Raw genomic sequence first — 17,333 nt, 5'->3', positions numbered from 1 at the left:
TCAACGCGAAATTCCCTTCTCTCGCTTTTTTGATTTCCGGAAACACGCTTTAGCTGACGGAATTGGCCGTGTAAGGTTGCGGCGATTCCAGGCTCAAATGCTGTGGCTATAAACTAAGATCAAGGAATGAATATCATGCCATATCCGCTGTTTAGTCTTGATGGGCGGCTTGCCCTCATCACCGGGTCCAGCCAAGGGATAGGCCTTGCACTCGCCAAAGGATTGGCAGCGCATGGGGCCGCGGTGGTGATCAATGGTCGGGATAGAGCCAAGGTGGATGCGGCAGTCGCTGAACTAAAAGCAAATGGCTCCGTCGTCCACGGTTCTGACTTCGATGTTACCGATCTCCAGGCTGTCAAGGCGGGTGTGGACAAGATCGAGACGGAAATTGGTGCGATTGATATTCTCGTCAATAATGCGGGGATGCAATTCAGAGCGCCGCTTGAAGACTTCCCCGAGGACAAGTGGCAGCAATTGCTGCAAACCAATATCTCCAGCGTCTTTTATGCGGGACAGAGCGTCGCGAAGCATATGATCAAACGTGGGCGAGGCAAGATCATCAACATTGCTTCGGTGCAGAGCGAACTCGCTCGTCCCTCGATTGCGCCCTACACTGCGACCAAAGGCGCCGTCCGCAATCTTACGCGTGGCATGTGCACCGACTGGGCAAAATACGGCCTGCAGGTCAACGCGATCGCGCCGGGTTATTTCAAGACGCCGCTTAATCAGGCGCTGGTCGACAACCCCGATTTTTCATCCTGGCTGGAAAAACGCACGCCATCAGGACGTTGGGGCAATGTCGAGGAACTGGTTGGCGCGGCGGTCTTCCTTGCTAGCGACGCTTCTTCTTTCGTCAATGGCCAGGTCATTCATGTTGATGGCGGGATCACAGCATCGCTATGATCCGGCTTGTTGTCATGGGAGTGAGCGGCTCCGGAAAATCCTCAGTCGGAAACGCAATAGCAAAAGCCCTGGCACTGCCATTTGTTGAGGGTGATACACGTCACCCTTCCGCCAATGTGCAAAAGATGGCGTCAGGCATTCCACTCACCGACGAAGATCGCTGGCCATGGCTCGACAAGATCGGCGCAGAACTGGCGAAAGCAGAAGAGGGTGTTGTCGTTTCCTGTTCGGCCCTGAAAAAATCCTATCGGGACAGGCTACGACAGGAAGCGGGCGCGCCGCTTGGCTTCATCTTTCTAGACGGGAGTCTGGAGGTTTTACTTGATCACATGAGCAGGCGAACGGGACATTTCATGCCCCTGTCCATGCTCGATAGCCAACTGGCAACGCTCGAACCGCCAACAGGTGAGCCGCTGGTGCTGCGACAGAATATTGAGCATTCGGTTGATGAGATCGCAGCAGCAAGCGTCGATTGGGTAAGAGCACAACGTTGGTAAAAACTAGCCACGCGGATCGGTACGGGAAAAGCCCTCGCCGAATTCCCAATTGCCAGGTACATAGGGACGCCCGACGCGATTGCACCAGTTCTCCCAACCTCGTTCAAATGTGTACCCTGCTCTTCCGCGCTTGATTGCAGCTATCTCGCCCTCGGAGAGGTAGTCCACATCTCCCATGACCATGGCCTTCATTTGCATGTCGGCGTTCAATTCCATGTAGACGGAAGTGAACACGACCTCGCGCAGCGACCGGGCAACAACTGTGCTGCCATGCCCCCTCATCAGGGTCACCGCCCGGTCACCAAGACAGGATGCAAGATCGCGTCCCATTTCCAGATCAGTCACCAGCAAATTGGTACATTCTCCGAATTTGGTACGAATGTCCCATGTCGGAATGTCATCCCCGATAGGCGCGCACATGTGCATAAGAGGACGGAGTTTCTTGCCTGTAACGGTAAAGGGTATGACGCTGGGGCTGTGGTTATGGACAACGGCATTGATCTCCGGTCGCGCTTCATAGATTCCTGCGTGAATAAAACGCTCGGAGTATGGCTTGCCAGGTTCGGCTCCAATGCTTTGTCCGTCAAGCGTGAACTCCATAATGTCCGCAGCTTCAATGATAGCCGGCGCCCGTGCGCGCGACAGAAAAAAACGTGCAGCATTCTCAGGATTGCGAATGCTCACATGACCAAACGAATCCAATACATTTTCATTTGCAAGGATATGGTTAGCCGTGACCAGTTCCTCGAAAAGGGCTTGCTGATCCATGATATCTCCTTCTTCTAAGCTGCGAGTGCTTATCGCTTCCAAGGCACCAGGCGTTTCTCGATCTCGTTGAGCACCAATGTCAAAACGAAGCCGATGATAGCGATCACGAAGAGGCCGACATACATCTGCTCCACGGAGAACGTCTCCCAGGCGGCCCAGATCATGTATCCGAGTCCACTTTTTGCTCCCATCATCTCTGCTATCGCAATAAGAACGAGTCCCATGCCGACGCCGAGCTTTATGCCCGTCATGATCACAGGTAGAGCACCCGGCAAGGCGATCGTCCGGAACGTATCCCAGCGGCTTGCTTTGAAATTGCGGCCAACGTCCAGATAGATCTTGTTGATTTCACGCACACCCGCAGTTGCATTGATTGCGACGGGAAAAAACACGCCGACGGCCACCATGAATATTTTGGAGCCCTCCCCTAGACCAAAGATCAGGAGCGCCAACGGCAGAATGGAGCTTTTGGGAATTGGATAGGTGGCTGAGATCAGCGGGTCAAACACAGCACGCACTGGGCGGCTTAGCCCCATAACAATCCCGAGAACAAGCGCGGGTATACCGCCAACCAGAAAGCCGACAAACAAACGTTGCAGGCTGGCAGCCGTGTGCTGCCAGAGTTCGCCGGTACTACTGAGCGTGACGAGCGTTTCAAAGATGCTCGAAGGCGCCGGGAAGAAGCGAGTGTCTATCAAACCTGTGCGTGCCGCGATTTCCCACACCACCAGGAGAAGAACTGGCGACGCTATGCTGATGACGCGGTCCCGCGTGTTTTCACTCAGTTTCCAAGACCGGGAAGGGCGGGCGGTCTGTGCTTCTATATGAGCGCTCATTTTTGCACTCCCTTTGCTTCATCAAGTTCGCGTGCCCGTTGAACTTCTTCACGCAGGCTCGACCAGATCTGATGCACCAATTTGCCAAATTCGGGATTCTGTTGAAGTTCCAGGACATCACGAGGCCGCGCGAGTGAGACTGGAACCACTGTTTTCACGCGTCCGGGTTGCGCGGTCATAACCATGATGCGGTCGCCAAGCTTCACCGCCTCGTCCACGTCATGGGTGATGAAAAGAACGGTCTTTTTGTTCTCCTCCCAAATACGCAGCAATTCTTCCTGAAGCAGCAATTTGTTCTGGGCGTCCAGTGCCGAGAATGGCTCGTCCATGAGCAAAATCTCGGGGTCGTTCGCGAAGGCGCGCGCAATCGAAACACGCTGTTTCATCCCGCCTGACAGTTGATGAGGATAAGCATCGGCAAACTTCGATAGACCAGTCCGGTCCAGATAGTGGCCAACGACTTCCTTGATCTGGGCTTGCGGCGCTCGACGCATCTTCAATCCGTAGGCTGCATTGTCCCACACAGTCATCCACGGAAAGATCGAGTCGCCCTGGAACACCATCGAGTTCACTGGCCGCTCTGACCCAGCCTCGACACTCACATCGATACTGCCTTCGGTTGGTGCTTCAAGGCCCGCGAGGATTCGCAGCAAGGTCGTCTTGCCGCAGCCCGATGGACCGACGATCATGAAGAACTCACCCCGAGCAATATCTATGGTGACATTGTCGACAGCCGTGAAAGACCCGAACCTTTTGCTCAGACCTTTGATCCGGATTGCAGGCGGTTCCTGAAATTTTAGCGCAACATCATCTCTCACAGTCGCTTTCTTGGCCAATGCCTGAATCATCCTTGTTCCTACCCTGGGTTCTTTTGTGCTGGTCCGAGGTCTTTGAGCGCCTCTTCGACGAATGAATTGTCGATGATCTTGTCTGGCGTAACACCGCCCTTGATCAGGCCCTGGTCTTTGAAGAACTGCCAATCCTTCTGGATACTGTCGCTGTTCACGCGTCCGTCAATGTTGACCGCTGGAAGCTTGATACTTCGCAGCAGCTTTTCATCCTTCGTGCCCGAGTATTTCATGATCAGGGCTACGATCTCGTCGGAGCCCGGTCCATCGAGGCGGCCTTCGGGACCAAATGCGTTCCGGAAATCGCGAATCGCCCGGATGTAAGCCTTGGTGAATCGCACTCCAACATCCCTGCGTGTACTCGCGAAATTTTCACTGAACATCAGTTCGCCGATCTGGGCGTTTGGGTAGTATTTGTCAGTCGAAGCCAGAAGGACGCCGAGATTTTGGTTGAGCATTGGAGTGAGGTAAGGCTCGGTCGCGATAACCGCATCCACCGCCTTGCTCGCAAGTGCGGCGGCCTGCTGCGGGAATGGCAGATACACGACCTCCACGTCCTTATACCCTAGACCGGCACTTTTCATTGCTTCGTTGAGGATCGATTCCGTACTGCTGCCGCGAGCGACAATTGCGATTTTCCGCCCCTTCAAATCGGCGATCGACTTAACCTCGGTCCCGGCAAGATCCTTCCGCACAACGATTCCATGAAAGCCGAAGCCAGGGGCAACAGATGTAGGATCGGCAATGATCCGGATCGCAATATCGCGCTCGATTGCATTGAAAAGCCCTGCGGAAACCGCGCCGCCCGCGACGTCGATTTGCCCCGTGCCGAGTGGGGCGATCGCTTTGGCTGCCGAGTCGAAGAAGGTGTAGGCCGGTTCGATGCCTTCCTGTTCGAAATATCCCTTGCCTTGCGCAACATTCAGGATGAATTCGCCCGTTGAGGCAACTGTGCCCACTTTGACCACGTCAGCGGCCCGGGCCGCGCTGCCTGCCAGGAAGATGACCAGCAATGAACAAACAAGAAAGATAGTGCGGTTAACTTTTTCAATCACGTTGAAGACCTCCCGTCCCAAGTGTCTGTCGCGCGAATGCGATCTCATTGAGCCGCTTTGTACGGGCCAAGTTGATCAGCAGCCTCATTGACGAAGCTCAGATCGACCACTTGATCGACCTGGACTTTGCCGTTGATCTGTTTCTGCTCCTTGAAGAAGGTCCAATCCTTCTTCAGACTGTCGACATTGACAGTCCCATTGGGATCGACGGCATGTGCAGTCATTCTTCGGATAACCGCCGGATCCTTGACCGTCGAATATTTTGCCATGATGCCAACCACTTCTTCGCCGTTCTTGCCTGCAATTTTCCCGTTGGCCAGTGCGTCGTTGTAGTAACGAAGAGCCTTGACGTAAGCCTTCATAAAGCGCTTGGCGACGTCCGGGTTACCCTTCGCAAAGGCCTGACCGTAAAGAATAACGGCGGTTTGAGCGTTGGGATAAAACGTGTCGTTGCTTGTCAACTGTATGGCTGTCCCCGCAGCCAGAATCGCCGACACGGTGGGTTCGGTAGTTATGCTCGCGTCAATCGCCCCGTTCTGATAGGCGACGAACTGTTGAGGAAAGCCCAGATAAACCTTGTCGACATCGTCATATCCGAGGCCGACGCTTTTCAACCCCTCATTCAATACAGAAGCGTCACTGCTCGCCTGCGCAACAGTCGCCACTTTGCGGCCCTTGAGATCAGCGATGGTCTTGACTGAACCGTCATCAACGAGCGCCTTGCGCACGAGGAAGGATTGAAAACCGAAGCCGGGTGCGTTGCGGGCCTTGTCAGCGACGATCTTCAGACCAACGCCACGTTCGATAGCGTTGTAGAGGCCCGACGATGCTGCTCCACCTCCCACGTCAAGCTGGCCGGCGCCAAGCGGAGCGATCATCTTCGCGGCAGAATCGAACGCTACAAAGTTTGGAGTGATGTCCTCTTCCTTGAAAAAACCCTTGGCATCAGCAATGAACAGGCCAATGTCGCTGCTAGCATTCGTGAGACCAATAGATACCGTATCGGCTGCATACGACTGTCCAACAGCGGACACCAGTCCACCGGCTAGAACCAGTGAATAGACAGTACACATCCATGACTTCAGCATCTGATTTCCTCCTGAGACATGCATTCAGCCTTCTGATCGCGCTTACGAAAGACACGGAATGGGCTGATTATTGTGACCAGCTTAAAGATCGGGGTATCTGGCCACAAATAGAGTTTTTGGTAGGGTCGTAGAAGTAAAACTTATATCTACTTCCCGGACCTCTGAAGAGCTGTTCTAACTCTTCAGACCAAATAGCGCCTGAGCGTTGCGGAAGCAGATTTTCTCCATACCCTCCTTGCTGAGATCCAGCGAATTGAGAATCCTCAACGTATCGCGGATATAGCCCGGACCTTTTTCGGGATCGAAAGGCGAATCTGAGGCGAACAGCACGCGATCGCTTCCATAGAACTCCAAACCGCAAAGCGTCGCGGCTTTGGAGCCAAAAACCGCCGTATCCGCGTAGAAATCCTTGAAATAGTCGAGAGGACGTTTTTTCAATCGCTTGAGCACAAGGGTGAGGTCCTCATCCGACGTACGTTTGCCAAGCTGGTCCCAACCGGGGCCGACACGGCCTTCAAAAAATGGCACCATGGCTCCCATATGATGCGCCACTACCTTGAGGTCCGGCAGGCGATCCATGAAGCCCGAGAAAACGAGCCGCGCCATTGCCGCGCTGGTCTCGTAAGGCCAGCCGAAGGTCCACCAGATTTCATATTTCGACTTGGTCTCGGTGGCATAGTCGGGCATCGAAGCGTTGCGTGAAGGATGCAGCAATACTGGTTTGCCGTGTTTTGCACAGACTTCAAAAATCTGGAAGAAACGTTCTTCGTCGAGTGGCGCACCATTGACGTTGGAATGTATCTGCACGCCGCTCGCGCCGAGTTCCGTGAATGAACGTTCTGCCTCGCGGGCCGCAGCTTCCGGAGTATCCATCGGCAATGCAGAAACAAAGCCTGCAAAGCGGTCAGGATATTTGCTGACCAGCTCCGCCTGACCGTCATTGCCAATCCTGGCTAGCTCCAATGCCGTGCGGCCGTCACCCATCGCTTCGAGCGGCGGCATACCGAGAGAAAGGATTTGGGTATAGTTCTCGAATTCGTCCATCACCCGAAAACGTGTATCGAGATCATATATGCACGGGACGCCCTGCATCCGCTTGCCGATGTCCTTGCCGGCGCCCTCAAGGGACTGAATGCGCTCCCACAGAGCCTTCGGGAAGAAATGATTGAACGCGTCGATATATTGCATAGGAAACTCCTCGATATGGTGGAGTCACACTAGAAAGTCTGTTGGTTGGGGACTAATACCGTTTGCTTAAGCGTGTTATAAGTAGCGCTTATAGCACAGGAAATGGCATGAACCTTCGTCAGCTTCGGTACTTCATCACAGTCGCGCGCCTCGGCAGCTTTACGGCAGCGGCGCGTATTCTCAACGTGTCGCAGCCGGCACTCGGATATCAATTGAAGTTGCTGGAAGATCAACTAGGGGTAGCCCTTCTGCAGCGTCACTCTCGGGGCGTTCGAGTAACGGAGGCTGGAAGTACACTGCTCGAAACAGGAACAAGGGCACTCGAGGCATTTGCCGAAGCGGAACGTTCGGTCGCACATTTTGGCAAGGCCAACAGCAAACGAATCTCGCTCGGCGTTGCGCCCACCCCTGGACGTGCGCTATTGCCAGAGCTTTTGCCGCTGGCAGCAGGTGCCGGCGAGGTCCTGCAGATTGTGGTTCAGCAGGGAATGAGCGACGAACTCATCGATGCAATGACGCGAGAAGAGCTTGACGCGGCACTCTGCTACGATCCGCCGGACCTACCCCATATTCGGATAGTGCCGCTCTATAAGGAATATCTTTATCTCATCTGTGCGGGCAGCGCCGCATCGAGCGTCGACAGTACCATCCCTTTCGACAGCCTGTCAGAATATCCATTGGTTCTGGATGGAAAGGTGCGACCCATACGGCGTCTTATTGATGAGATCGCCACGAGCCGCCAAACCAAGCTTGATTTGATCGAAGTTGAGCCTGCCAATGTGAAGCGCGAAATTATCATGCACCATGGCCGAAGCACCATCGTGCCCTATGGACTCTTCTTGGACGAGATCAGGGAGCGGCGGGTGACGGCGCGCCGGATTACGGATCCTCAACTGGAGCGCACCGTCGCACTTGTCCTTCACCAATCGCTGTCCCCGGGTACCGGGCATCTGCTCGAAGCCCTGATCCGACCTCTCGTCAAACGCATCGTGGAAAGCGGTGAACTTGGCTGGCGAAATCCAGACGTCGCATTCAACGAAATCGCATAGTATGAGAATTTCTAGACATGCCGCGCGCGCCGCCGTATTCCGCTGTGGTGGTGCCCCCCAAGGAGTTAAACCCGGTGTTTATCCCCACGTTTTCGACCCTGTCCGACATCAATGAATAATTCCTCCAAAGGAATCTTACGGCCGATCAAACCTTGCTGATGAGCATAGCCAACAACGGTTTCGAGATTGTGCCGGTTGTGCTCGCCCAAGCCATAGGCCCAAGGGTCATCACCGAGAATATCGATCTGCTCTTCCCATGCCTCGCGATACCACGCCAGAGGTACGACACGCGGATTTTCCATTCTCTGCATGGCTAGGCGCTTGGCCTCGTTGAAGGCCTGAAACAGGTTGATCGGGACCCAAGGATGACGCTCGACGATTTCCGGCCGTATCCCCATGACGTGCATGATCGGAAAAATACCAGTCCTGTTGTAGTACGCGATCTCGTCCTGCTTGTAGTCAGGGAAGAGCCGCCCTACCCGCGGGTCTTTCTCGACGATAGCGTCAATCAGATCCGGATGCAGCAATGCATCGATCTCACCGTCAAGAAGCATGGTTTCGACCGACTTCTCGTCCGGTAGTCGGGTCAACTTCAAGCCGGCGGGCGGCGTGAAGTCAACATCCTCGTCGAGTTCGGCAAACCATTCGATCGATTGGTGAGGCACACCATATTCGCTTTCGAGAATGCCGCGCAGCCACAACGTTGCGGTGACCAGATAGTTTTTGACGCCAACCCGCCGTCCTATCAGGTCTTTTGGTTCACGAATGCCGCTCTTGCTATTGACGAAGATAAAACCGTGCCTGAAACGGCGGTGGAGGAAAACTGGGATCGCATTGAAAGGCAGCTGGCGGCCACGTGCGGTGACATAAGACGAAAGCGAAACCTCGGCGACATCGAATTCGCCGTTTCTGAGAAAGCGCCAGTGCCGCGTCGTCGAATCCATTTCCGTCAATATCGTTAGGTCTATGCCGTCCGGCTTGACATGACCTTCTCGCAACGCCCTGACGATCTCATAATCGCCACATGCCAGCGTCAGCTCGACCTTTTTTGTCACCCTGTATCCTCCGCTATCACCCTGTTTATCACCCGCTCAAGACGGATGTCATCTCAGAAATCGCTCGTTCCATGCGAGCTCGCATCCCTCGATATCAAATTTTATCCCATATTACGAGATTTTTGTAAATTATCGATTGACGGGAAATTCCAGCTAGCGATAAAAAAGAATGAGTGGAGCAGCGTGGAGATTTCATGCGCAGCTTGTCCGTTCAATTCACGCCGGTCGCATTCGAGTGTTCCGGCCATAACCTGAGTGACCTGACATGACAGATACAGATGTCCTTATCGTTGGCGCCGGTCCGGTCGGCCTTACCTTGGCCATCGATCTCGGCCAGCGCGGCGTTAAATGCACGCTCATCGAGCAAAAGGAAGCACCTCAATTCCTGCCGAAAATGGAGCGATGCAACGCGCGGACGATGGAGATTTTCCGCAGGATGGGCCTTTCGCAAAAGATCCGCGCAGCAGGGCTGGACGCGACTGTTCCAATGGATGTGTTCATCGTCCTGGCCATGAACAAACCACCACTATTGCAGCTGCCTTATCCATCTGTTGCGGAGTCACTTGAGCAGATCGAGAAGAGTCCTGACGCTAGCCTGCCACTCGAAGCCTATCAGCTCATCTCACAATATACGCTTGAGCCACTGCTCAAATCGGTCGCTGAAACGCTGCCATCAGTGACCGTTCGTTACGGATGCGAGTTCGTATCGTGCGAACAGGACGAGGAGGGTGTGACAGCAAAAGTCGTCGATTTGAGCGGCAACATCGGACACATGCGCTCAAAGTATCTTGTCGGCTGCGATGGAGGAGCCAGCCCGGTGCGCAAGCAGCTGGGAATCAGGCTGCGCGGTGAAGGCAATCTTCTGCACCTGCGCCAAGCACTTTATTATAGCGAGGACCTGTACGACAGAATCCCGATCGCCGGTGGCCCGGGCAAAGGTCGCCACTATCATGTGGCCGACGGACAGGCGACATTTCTTATCATGCAGGATTCCACCAAGCACTGGACACTGCATGCCGTTGTTGAACGCGATGAAGACATGGCGCAACAGTTCGAAAAGGCGGTCGGTGTGCCGGTCAACTACGAAATGCTCTATGTCGGTCAGTGGAAGCAAAACCTCCTGCTCGCGGACCGATATGGTGCAGGAAGGATTTTCCTCGCCGGCGACTCCGCTCATCTGGTCATCCCGACCGGTGGCCTAGGCATGAATACCGGCGTTGGCGACGCGGTCGACCTTGGTTGGAAACTCGCAGCAACTTTACAAGGCTGGGGTGGTCCTAATCTACTCCGTTCCTACGAAATCGAGCGCCGCCAGATCGGTGACCGAAACGTCGGCGCATCACGTTACGCGTCGCAAGGACGCCGTAAATGGCGCTCGCAATATCGTCCTGATATTGGCGACGATACACAGCAAGGGCAGCACACACGCGATAACCTGACCCGCGTTGCCGACGTCGAACAGCGCAAGACCAATGAGATGATCGGAGCGGAACTCGGATACCGCTATGTCGGTTCGCCCATCATATGGGACGAGCCGGGCGGGCCCGAACATCTCTTCCGGGAATACAACCCTACGACATGGCCCGGAGCGCGTCTGCCGCACATCTGGCTTGGTGAAGGTGACGCCGTTCAGGATCGGATCGGTCGAGGCTACACGCTTTTGCGTCTCGGTGGATCCACGACAGAAATAGCTGCCCTTCAGAAAGCGTTCAAAGCACTCGGCGCACCTTTCGAAGTCCTCGACATCGAGACCGCCAAAGCGCGCGATATCTATGGATACGATCTCCTGTTGATCCGCCCGGATATGCATGTCGTGTGGCGCAGCAATGAGCTGCCGGAAGATCCTGTGGATCTGGCCGCGCTTGCAACGGGCCATTAATACAACGTCAATTCAGAGGTGTTGTGTTCGTCAGGGGCTCAGTTTAAATCTCACATGTTGGGAAAGCCACGGGGCCAAGTCCGTCGCATTTGGGAGAAGTCTTTGCAGAGTCACGAGCGTATGCTGGGAATTCTCGACCTCTTCGATGCCGAGGACGACTACGTTGCGCTCACGTTTGATGAGATACACACCCGCGTCGGCTATACCCGCTCCACGCTTTATCGCTATCTGAAAGCACTGACCGACGCCGGTCTCCTGTCGTCGCTTCCCGGCCTCGGATACGTTTTGGGCTCGCGCATTATTGAACTCGACTACAAGATCAGGTCAGGCGATCCGTTGATTCGCGCTGCGCGTCCCGTCATGGAAGAGCTTGCCAGCCAGTTTTCCGGCATTGCCTTGCTCTGCCGCAAATATCGCGAGCATGTTCTGTGTATCCATCAGGAGCGCGGCACTGAAACTTTGCAGAGCAATTATGATCGCGGACGCGTGCGTCCGCTTCTTCTCGGTGCCGCATCTGTCGCAATCCTGGCCTATATTCCAGCATATCAGCTAAGTAGGCTCTACAATCGAATTCCAGAGGAATTTGATGCAGCAGGCTTCGGCAAATCACTTTCTGAAGTAAAAGCCAGTTTGAAGGTGCACCGTCAGCAGGGCTGGGTTGTAACGACGGGGGAAGTTACGCCCGGAGTAGCTGGCATTGCAGCACCGCTTTTCGATGGTGACCATGACGTTCTGGGAAGCCTCAGCCTCACAGTACGGGAATCGCAGGCGACTCCAGACAAGGTTCAGCGGATAGCCGAGCAAGTCATGCTTTGCTCGCGGATAATTTCGAACGCTGTGGCGCAAGCTTAATGCGCAGCCGCCGCTATTGTCGCGACGACTGTCCTCTGAGACGCGTCATGCAGCCAGAAGCGTGCATTTTTCGGGATCTATCGCAATATGGATCTGTTCCCCGACAAGCGTACGAACTGAGGGGTGAGCCCGCGCCAGAAGTTGTGTATCATTCACATCGATCTTGAAATCCTGGCATTCGCCGAGGAATACCTTGGCTCTCACAGTACCGACGAACAGCGAGTTCGACGATGGTGCCGGTGCAGTATCGGACAGATGCACATCCTCCGGCCGTATCGACAAGGATACATTGGCGCCGATGGAAATTCCGGGTTGCGCATTGACATTGAGCTGGCCAATTCGGGTATCTACGACCAGCCGATTGTCCGCACCGCCGCGTACGGTACCCTCGACAAAGTTCGTGGTGCCGATGAAATCGGCGACAAAGGTATTTGCCGGGCGCTCGTAGATGTCCCGCGGTGATCCGATCTGCACGATTTTGCCTTCATTCATGACGGCTATTTCATGGGAAAGTGCCAGTGCTTCGCTCTGATCATGTGTCACATAAATCGTGGTCAAACCAAGCTCACGCTGCATCTTTTTTAGTTCGAACCGCATCTTGTCGCGCAGCTTCGCGTCTAGGTTTGACAAGGGTTCGTCGAGCAGCAGCAATCTTGGTTCCATGACCAGTGCGCGGGCAAGTGCAAGTCGCTGTTGCTGGCCGCCCGACAATCGCGTTGCTTCACGCTCCTCGACATGGTCCAGCGAGACTGCGGCCAATACTTTCATAACCTTGTCGCGAACTTCCTTGGCGGACAATCGTTTTTTCTGCACCTGCAACGGAAAGGCCGCATTCTGGAAAACTGTCATATGCGGCCAGATGGCATAGGATTGGAACACCATGCCGAATTGCCGATGGTTCGGCGCCACGAAGATGTTGCCGGCAGAAGAATAGACCACCGTGTCGTGCGCTTTGATGACACCTTTCGAAGGACGCTCAAGACCGGCGATAGAACGCAAGGTCGTGGTCTTGCCGCAACCGCTCGGTCCAAGCAGGGTGAAGAGCCGCCCCGTAGGAACGGAGAAATTGATATTGCTGGCGGCGAGCACAGGCTTGGCGCCGGGCGCCTGATAAGTCGTGCTGAGATTCTCAACTGATAACATGGTTTCCTCCCAATTTTATCAAACTTCCTTGACGCCGAAGCGCTTCGACAGCGTCTGCACGACCATCAGGAAGCAAAAGAGCGCGGTGATCATCATGACGCCAAAGGCCGAGAGCTCGATGTACTGGCCGTTCTGCCAAAATTCCCAGATCATGATGGAGATGACCTCATTGCCGGGACTGTAGAGCAGGATCGAGCTGGACAATTCACGAACCGATACGACGATGATGTAGATCCATCCCGCCATCAAGCCGGGCTTCAATAGTGGCAGCACGATCCGCCGGAAGATGGTGAACCAGGACGCACCGCTCATGGCCGCCGACTCTTCCAATTCCTTATGGATCTGAATCATCGACGTGCTGTTGTAGCGCATGCCGTAGGGCAGGAACTTGATGACGTAGGCCATCAGCATGATCCAGAGCGTGCCGTAGATGCCAATGTCGACGTTCAGATAGAAAATCATCAGCGACAGGCCGAGCACGATGCCGGGAAAAACCAGCGGCAGTGACGCAAGCATGTCGAGTACCCAGCGTCCGGGGATCTTTGTTTTGATAGTGATCCAGCAGATAACCGAGGTCAAAAGCATGACCACGGTAGCACCGCCAATCGCTAGCTTCGCACTGTTCCACACCACACCATAGAAGCCAGGATAGGCCAGGACCTTGCCGTAGGCAGCAAAGGAAAGATTATGCAATGCCGCCCAGGATGGAGCAGCGTAATACTTTTGCAGCGACGCCCAGAGAAGCACGAGAAACGGCAGGATCACAACGAAAACGCAGTACAGGATGAATACGCCGGCTGTCGCGTAACGCCAGCGGCCTATATCCGATACACGTGGCCGAAAACCCTTGCCAGTGACGGTCGAATACCTCGAACCCTGACTGGACAGTCGCGATTGATAATAAATACCGAGCGAGGTGATCAGCAGGAGCGCCATCGCGTAGGCGGAAGCGAGGCCGATATCGCTCGGATAGCTATGGACCGCGTCATAGATCGCTGAAGTATAAACACGCAAGCCCACAGGCAGGCCAAGCAGCGCAGGCACTTCGAATGACTCAATGCCCCTAACGAAAAGGATGAGAAACGCCGCAAGGATTGCCGGCCAAGCGAGTTTGAGCGTGATCTTGAAAGCCACCTGTACCACCGAGGCGCCGCTCATCAGGGCGGATTCTTCAAGCGACGGATCCATCGAACGGAAGGCTGCTGTGACCAGAAGGAAGGCGATCGGGGCATAATGCAGGCCGTCCACCCACACCATGCCCGTCAACGAATAGATATTGAACAATGGTGTTGTAAGGCCGAACCAATCCCTGAATATTTGGTTGAAAATGCCGATCTGCGGGCTTGCGAGCATAATCCAGGAAACGGTGAACAAAATGCCTGGAATGATCAGCGGCACAATCGACATGGCAAAGAAGAGAGATTTGAAGGGCGTGTTCGTGCGCTCATTGACCCACGCAAAAAACGTTCCGAGTACGAGAGCGAAAGTCGCCGTTCCGAATGCGAATTTCAAGGAGTTGAACATCAGGCCGAGTGAATCGGCGGTGTCGAATGCCGTGGCATAATTCTCAAGCGTGAATGCCGCAGGAACCTGTGCCGTCGACGTCGACGCGAAACTCTGCCAGATCAGGAATCCAAGTGGAATGAGCGCGAGCCAGGCAACGACAACAATGCATAATCCGATGATCACCCATTTCATGTCGAATGAACGGCCCCATCCCTGACCAAGCGGGGTATGAACGGTGCTACCGTCGGGTGTTGTGACTGCCATTGGTTCCTCCCTTTATGCGGTCGCTTGGCACGACTCATCGTTCTGCGATTCAAATTAAATCACGAAAGCCTCGAGTGTTTCAGGTGCGAATAATTCCTCTGCCTTCAATTGACGGCGCGACAGGCCCTGTTCGTATGAATATCTGAGAAAGACATCCAGGGTCTTCTTGTTCTTCTCAAAGCCATTGGGCCAGAAATCCGCACCCATCTCGCTTTCAGTGTCTTCATAGTGAGCCACAGCCCAAGGTAACATTGTCTTCAGAGCCGCGGTTTCCTGGAGATCACGATACGTCTTCTGTTGCGACGCATTGAGCGCTTTGAAGATCGATTGGGCAACCCAGCGGTTCTTCTCATATACCTCACGTCTGATCACAAACGTGTGCATGATCGGGAAAATTCCAGTGCGGGAAAAATACTCGCGTTCGACATTTACATAATTGTCGAAGAGACGCCTCACCCTACCGTTTTTTCCCTCAAAGGTTGATGGCTTCCGGGCGGTATAGAGTGCATCGATTTCACCGTCTCGAAGCATGGCCGCGAGTGTCTGCCCTGGGCCGATTGGTTCAACCTTGATATTGTCCGGTAGCGATAGTTTCAGCTTTTCGCTGCGATTGGGCGATTCTTCGCCACCCGTGCGATAGGTGACACTGTCGACCGGTACACCAAATTCGTCAGAGAGGATGCCGCGGATCCAAGCTGGTGCGGTCATCTGATATTCAGGGCAGCCTACGCGTTTCCCGATGAGATCCTTAGGCTCGCGAATGCCGGAATTTGCGTTCACGTAAATCGAAGAGTGCCGGAAAAAGCGCGATGGAAAAAATGGGATGGCAATGAAAGGCCGCTCTTCCTTGAACAACGACACCACATAGGACGAAAGTGACATCTCAGCGACATCGAATTCCTTGTAGCGCAACATGCGGAAAAAAGTTTCTTCGACGGGAAGGGTCAAGCATGTCAAATCGATACCATCCGCGCGGATCGAACCATCCATCACACTGCGCGTACGATCATAATCCCAACAACCCATCGTCAATCGCAGATTAGTCATGCTAACGTCCTATCGTGTTTCCTGATGCTTTTGCCGACGTTGCAGCCGGTCCACTTTTTAGCTGGCGTAGATCAAGACACTCTCTGCATCCAAGAGTTTTTTCATGGGAGAGCTCGCAGCTTTTTGATGTTCAAGCTGTGTTCAGTCACGTGTACAGTCGGGAGGACTGGCAGGTAACTACATTCGCTCTTAAGCGAAACCGCCCTGAAAATTCAGTCATAAAATGCAGGTGTGCCGACCGTCCATCAGGAGGAGCCGGTTGGTCAGCTTGTGGGGAAAACTTGAGGAGGAAACAATGAACTTACAACGACGCCTATTCATGCTTGCGGGCGCTGCAGCTATTGCGCTCACGGCCCTCGCTGGCTCGGTTTTTGCAGCCGACAACACGTTGCTGACGTCCAAAGATGCCAATCGTGAGGAGAAGCTGGTAGAAGCCGCGAAAGCAGAAGGCACACTGACGCTCTATACGTCCGTTGCGCAGAACGATCTGCAACCGCTGATCAGCCCCTTCGAAGAGAAATACGGGGTCAAAGTCGTGGTGTGGCGTGCTAGTGGAGATACTGTGCTGCAACGCGTCATTCAGGAACAGAAGGCGGGCCGAAATACAGTGGATTCAGTCCACATCAGTGCGCCGGAAATGGAAGCATTGCATCGCGAGGGTATGTTCCAGCCAATCGAATCTCCCTATTTTGTCGACCTGTTGCCGGGCACAGTGCCAGAGCACAAGGAGTGGGTGAGCACGCTTCTGTCGGTGTTTGTACAGGGCTACAACACTAACCTGATCAAGAAGGAAGAGCTTCCCAAAACCTACGCGGATCTTCTCGACCCGAAGTGGAAGGGAAAGCTCGGCTTCGAAATGGAAGACATCGACTGGTTCACCACGGTCGTTCAGAACATGGGCGAAGAAAAGGGGCTGAAATATTTCCGCGATCTGGTCGCCGGCAATGGCTTGTCCATCCGCAAAGGTCACTCGCTCCTGAATACGCTCGTGGCAGCAGGAGAAGTGCCCGTCGGACTTACCCTTTACAACTACATGCCCGAACAGGCAAAGAGCGAGGGAGCTCCTATCGACTGGTTTGCGCTCGAGCCAGCTATCGCGCGCGCAAACGGGATCGGCGTCATCAAGACGGCCCCCCATCCGAATGCGGCCGCACTTTTCGAAGACTACATGCTTACGGACGGCCAGCCGATCCTGAAGCAGTTGAACTACGTTCCGACATCTACAAAGGTTGAATCACCTCTCAAGGGGATCACTCTGAAGATTGCGGATCCGGCTGAGAAGCTCGACAATTCGAAGAAGTGGGAACCACTTTACCAGAAGATTATCATTCGCGGACAGGCGGACTGACGAAATC

16 protein-coding genes are annotated in these 17,333 nt (G+C 54.3%); 6 read left to right on the top strand and 10 right to left on the bottom strand.

From position 1 onward, the window contains the following. Window positions 1-135 precede the first annotated feature (135 nt). Both ACSQ3H_RS07415 and ACSQ3H_RS07410 read left to right on the top strand, forming a co-directional pair. Entirely contained in the window at window positions 136-903 is a 768-nt protein-coding gene (locus tag ACSQ3H_RS07415) for an SDR family oxidoreductase (protein ID WP_436116451.1), read from the top strand. Then, window positions 900-1,400, top strand: coding sequence for a gluconokinase (locus ACSQ3H_RS07410; protein ID WP_436116450.1), 501 nt, complete (start codon window positions 900-902; stop codon window positions 1,398-1,400). Before ACSQ3H_RS07415 ends, ACSQ3H_RS07410 begins: the two co-directional genes overlap by 4 nt. A 3-nt stretch (window positions 1,401-1,403) precedes the next feature. Here the strand turns inward: ACSQ3H_RS07410 and ACSQ3H_RS07405 are convergent, their stop codons facing one another. The 6 genes from ACSQ3H_RS07405 to ACSQ3H_RS07380 all read right to left on the bottom strand — a co-directional run bounded on the left by ACSQ3H_RS07405 (window position 1,404) and on the right by ACSQ3H_RS07380 (window position 7,183). Beyond that, window positions 1,404-2,168 carry a class II aldolase/adducin family protein gene (locus ACSQ3H_RS07405; RefSeq protein WP_436116449.1) on the bottom strand — a complete coding sequence of 255 codons (765 nt, stop codon included), beginning with the start codon at window positions 2,166-2,168 and terminating at the stop codon, window positions 1,404-1,406. A 29-nt stretch (window positions 2,169-2,197) separates the two neighbouring features. Then, window positions 2,198-3,004, bottom strand: a complete 807-nt coding sequence (locus tag ACSQ3H_RS07400; RefSeq protein WP_436116448.1) for an ABC transporter permease — start codon at window positions 3,002-3,004, stop codon at window positions 2,198-2,200. Next, window positions 3,001-3,852 (bottom strand): ABC transporter ATP-binding protein, encoded by an 852-nt coding sequence (locus ACSQ3H_RS07395; protein ID WP_436116447.1) that lies wholly within the window; start codon window positions 3,850-3,852, stop codon window positions 3,001-3,003. Before ACSQ3H_RS07395 ends, ACSQ3H_RS07400 begins: the two co-directional genes overlap by 4 nt. A gap of 8 nt (window positions 3,853-3,860) precedes the next feature. Beyond that, window positions 3,861-4,907: an ABC transporter substrate-binding protein gene (locus tag ACSQ3H_RS07390; protein WP_436116446.1), complete on the bottom strand. Its 1,047-nt coding sequence runs from the start codon at window positions 4,905-4,907 to the stop codon at window positions 3,861-3,863. 44 nt (window positions 4,908-4,951) lie between these two features. Beyond that, window positions 4,952-5,995 carry an ABC transporter substrate-binding protein gene (locus ACSQ3H_RS07385; protein ID WP_436116445.1) on the bottom strand — a complete coding sequence of 348 codons (1,044 nt, stop codon included), beginning with the start codon at window positions 5,993-5,995 and terminating at the stop codon, window positions 4,952-4,954. Window positions 5,996-6,169: 174 nt separating this feature from the next. Continuing rightward, a complete protein-coding gene (locus tag ACSQ3H_RS07380; RefSeq protein WP_436116444.1) occupies window positions 6,170-7,183 on the bottom strand; it encodes an amidohydrolase family protein in 1,014 nt (337 codons plus the stop codon). 107 nt (window positions 7,184-7,290) lie between these two features. Between ACSQ3H_RS07380 and ACSQ3H_RS07375 the strand changes: the two genes are divergently transcribed. Next, the gene (locus ACSQ3H_RS07375) at window positions 7,291-8,232 is read left to right on the top strand and encodes a LysR family transcriptional regulator (RefSeq protein ID WP_436116443.1); all 942 of its coding nucleotides are present in this window, start codon (window positions 7,291-7,293) and stop codon (window positions 8,230-8,232) included. Between the two features lie 65 nt (window positions 8,233-8,297). Here the strand turns inward: ACSQ3H_RS07375 and ACSQ3H_RS07370 are convergent, their stop codons facing one another. Continuing rightward, a complete protein-coding gene (locus tag ACSQ3H_RS07370) occupies window positions 8,298-9,287 on the bottom strand; it encodes an ABC transporter substrate-binding protein (protein WP_436116442.1) in 990 nt (329 codons plus the stop codon). A gap of 265 nt (window positions 9,288-9,552) precedes the next feature. Between ACSQ3H_RS07370 and ACSQ3H_RS07365 the strand changes: the two genes are divergently transcribed. Beyond that, a complete protein-coding gene (locus tag ACSQ3H_RS07365; protein ID WP_436116441.1) occupies window positions 9,553-11,166 on the top strand; it encodes an FAD-dependent monooxygenase in 1,614 nt (537 codons plus the stop codon). 102 nt (window positions 11,167-11,268) lie between these two features. Continuing rightward, complete coding sequence (locus ACSQ3H_RS07360) at window positions 11,269-12,018, top strand: IclR family transcriptional regulator (protein ID WP_436116440.1); 750 nt, start codon at window positions 11,269-11,271, stop codon at window positions 12,016-12,018. A 45-nt stretch (window positions 12,019-12,063) separates the two neighbouring features. On the opposite strand, the gene ACSQ3H_RS07355 is transcribed toward ACSQ3H_RS07360, so the two are convergent. Genes ACSQ3H_RS07355 through ACSQ3H_RS07345 form a run of 3 tightly spaced genes read right to left on the bottom strand, consistent with a single transcriptional unit; the run spans window position 12,064 to window position 15,978 of the window. Continuing rightward, window positions 12,064-13,161: an ABC transporter ATP-binding protein gene (locus tag ACSQ3H_RS07355; protein WP_436116439.1), complete on the bottom strand. Its 1,098-nt coding sequence runs from the start codon at window positions 13,159-13,161 to the stop codon at window positions 12,064-12,066. Between the two features lie 18 nt (window positions 13,162-13,179). Beyond that, on the bottom strand, window positions 13,180-14,931 hold the full coding sequence (locus tag ACSQ3H_RS07350; protein WP_436116438.1) for an ABC transporter permease: 1,752 nt from the start codon (window positions 14,929-14,931) through the stop codon (window positions 13,180-13,182). A gap of 54 nt (window positions 14,932-14,985) precedes the next feature. Continuing rightward, entirely contained in the window at window positions 14,986-15,978 is a 993-nt protein-coding gene (locus ACSQ3H_RS07345; RefSeq protein WP_436116437.1) for an ABC transporter substrate-binding protein, read from the bottom strand. A 295-nt stretch (window positions 15,979-16,273) separates the two neighbouring features. Here ACSQ3H_RS07345 and ACSQ3H_RS07340 point away from each other — a divergent pair, with 295 nt between their 5' ends. Beyond that, window positions 16,274-17,326: an ABC transporter substrate-binding protein gene (locus tag ACSQ3H_RS07340; RefSeq protein ID WP_436116436.1), complete on the top strand. Its 1,053-nt coding sequence runs from the start codon at window positions 16,274-16,276 to the stop codon at window positions 17,324-17,326. The last annotated feature ends 7 nt before the right edge of the window (window positions 17,327-17,333 follow it).

Source organism: Phyllobacterium sp. LjRoot231 (assembly GCF_964253365.1).
In the GTDB taxonomy this organism is placed as follows: domain Bacteria; phylum Pseudomonadota; class Alphaproteobacteria; order Rhizobiales; family Rhizobiaceae; genus Phyllobacterium.
The sequence above is the reverse complement of the archived record's forward strand: the minus strand, read 5'-3'. Positions and strand labels throughout refer to the sequence as shown.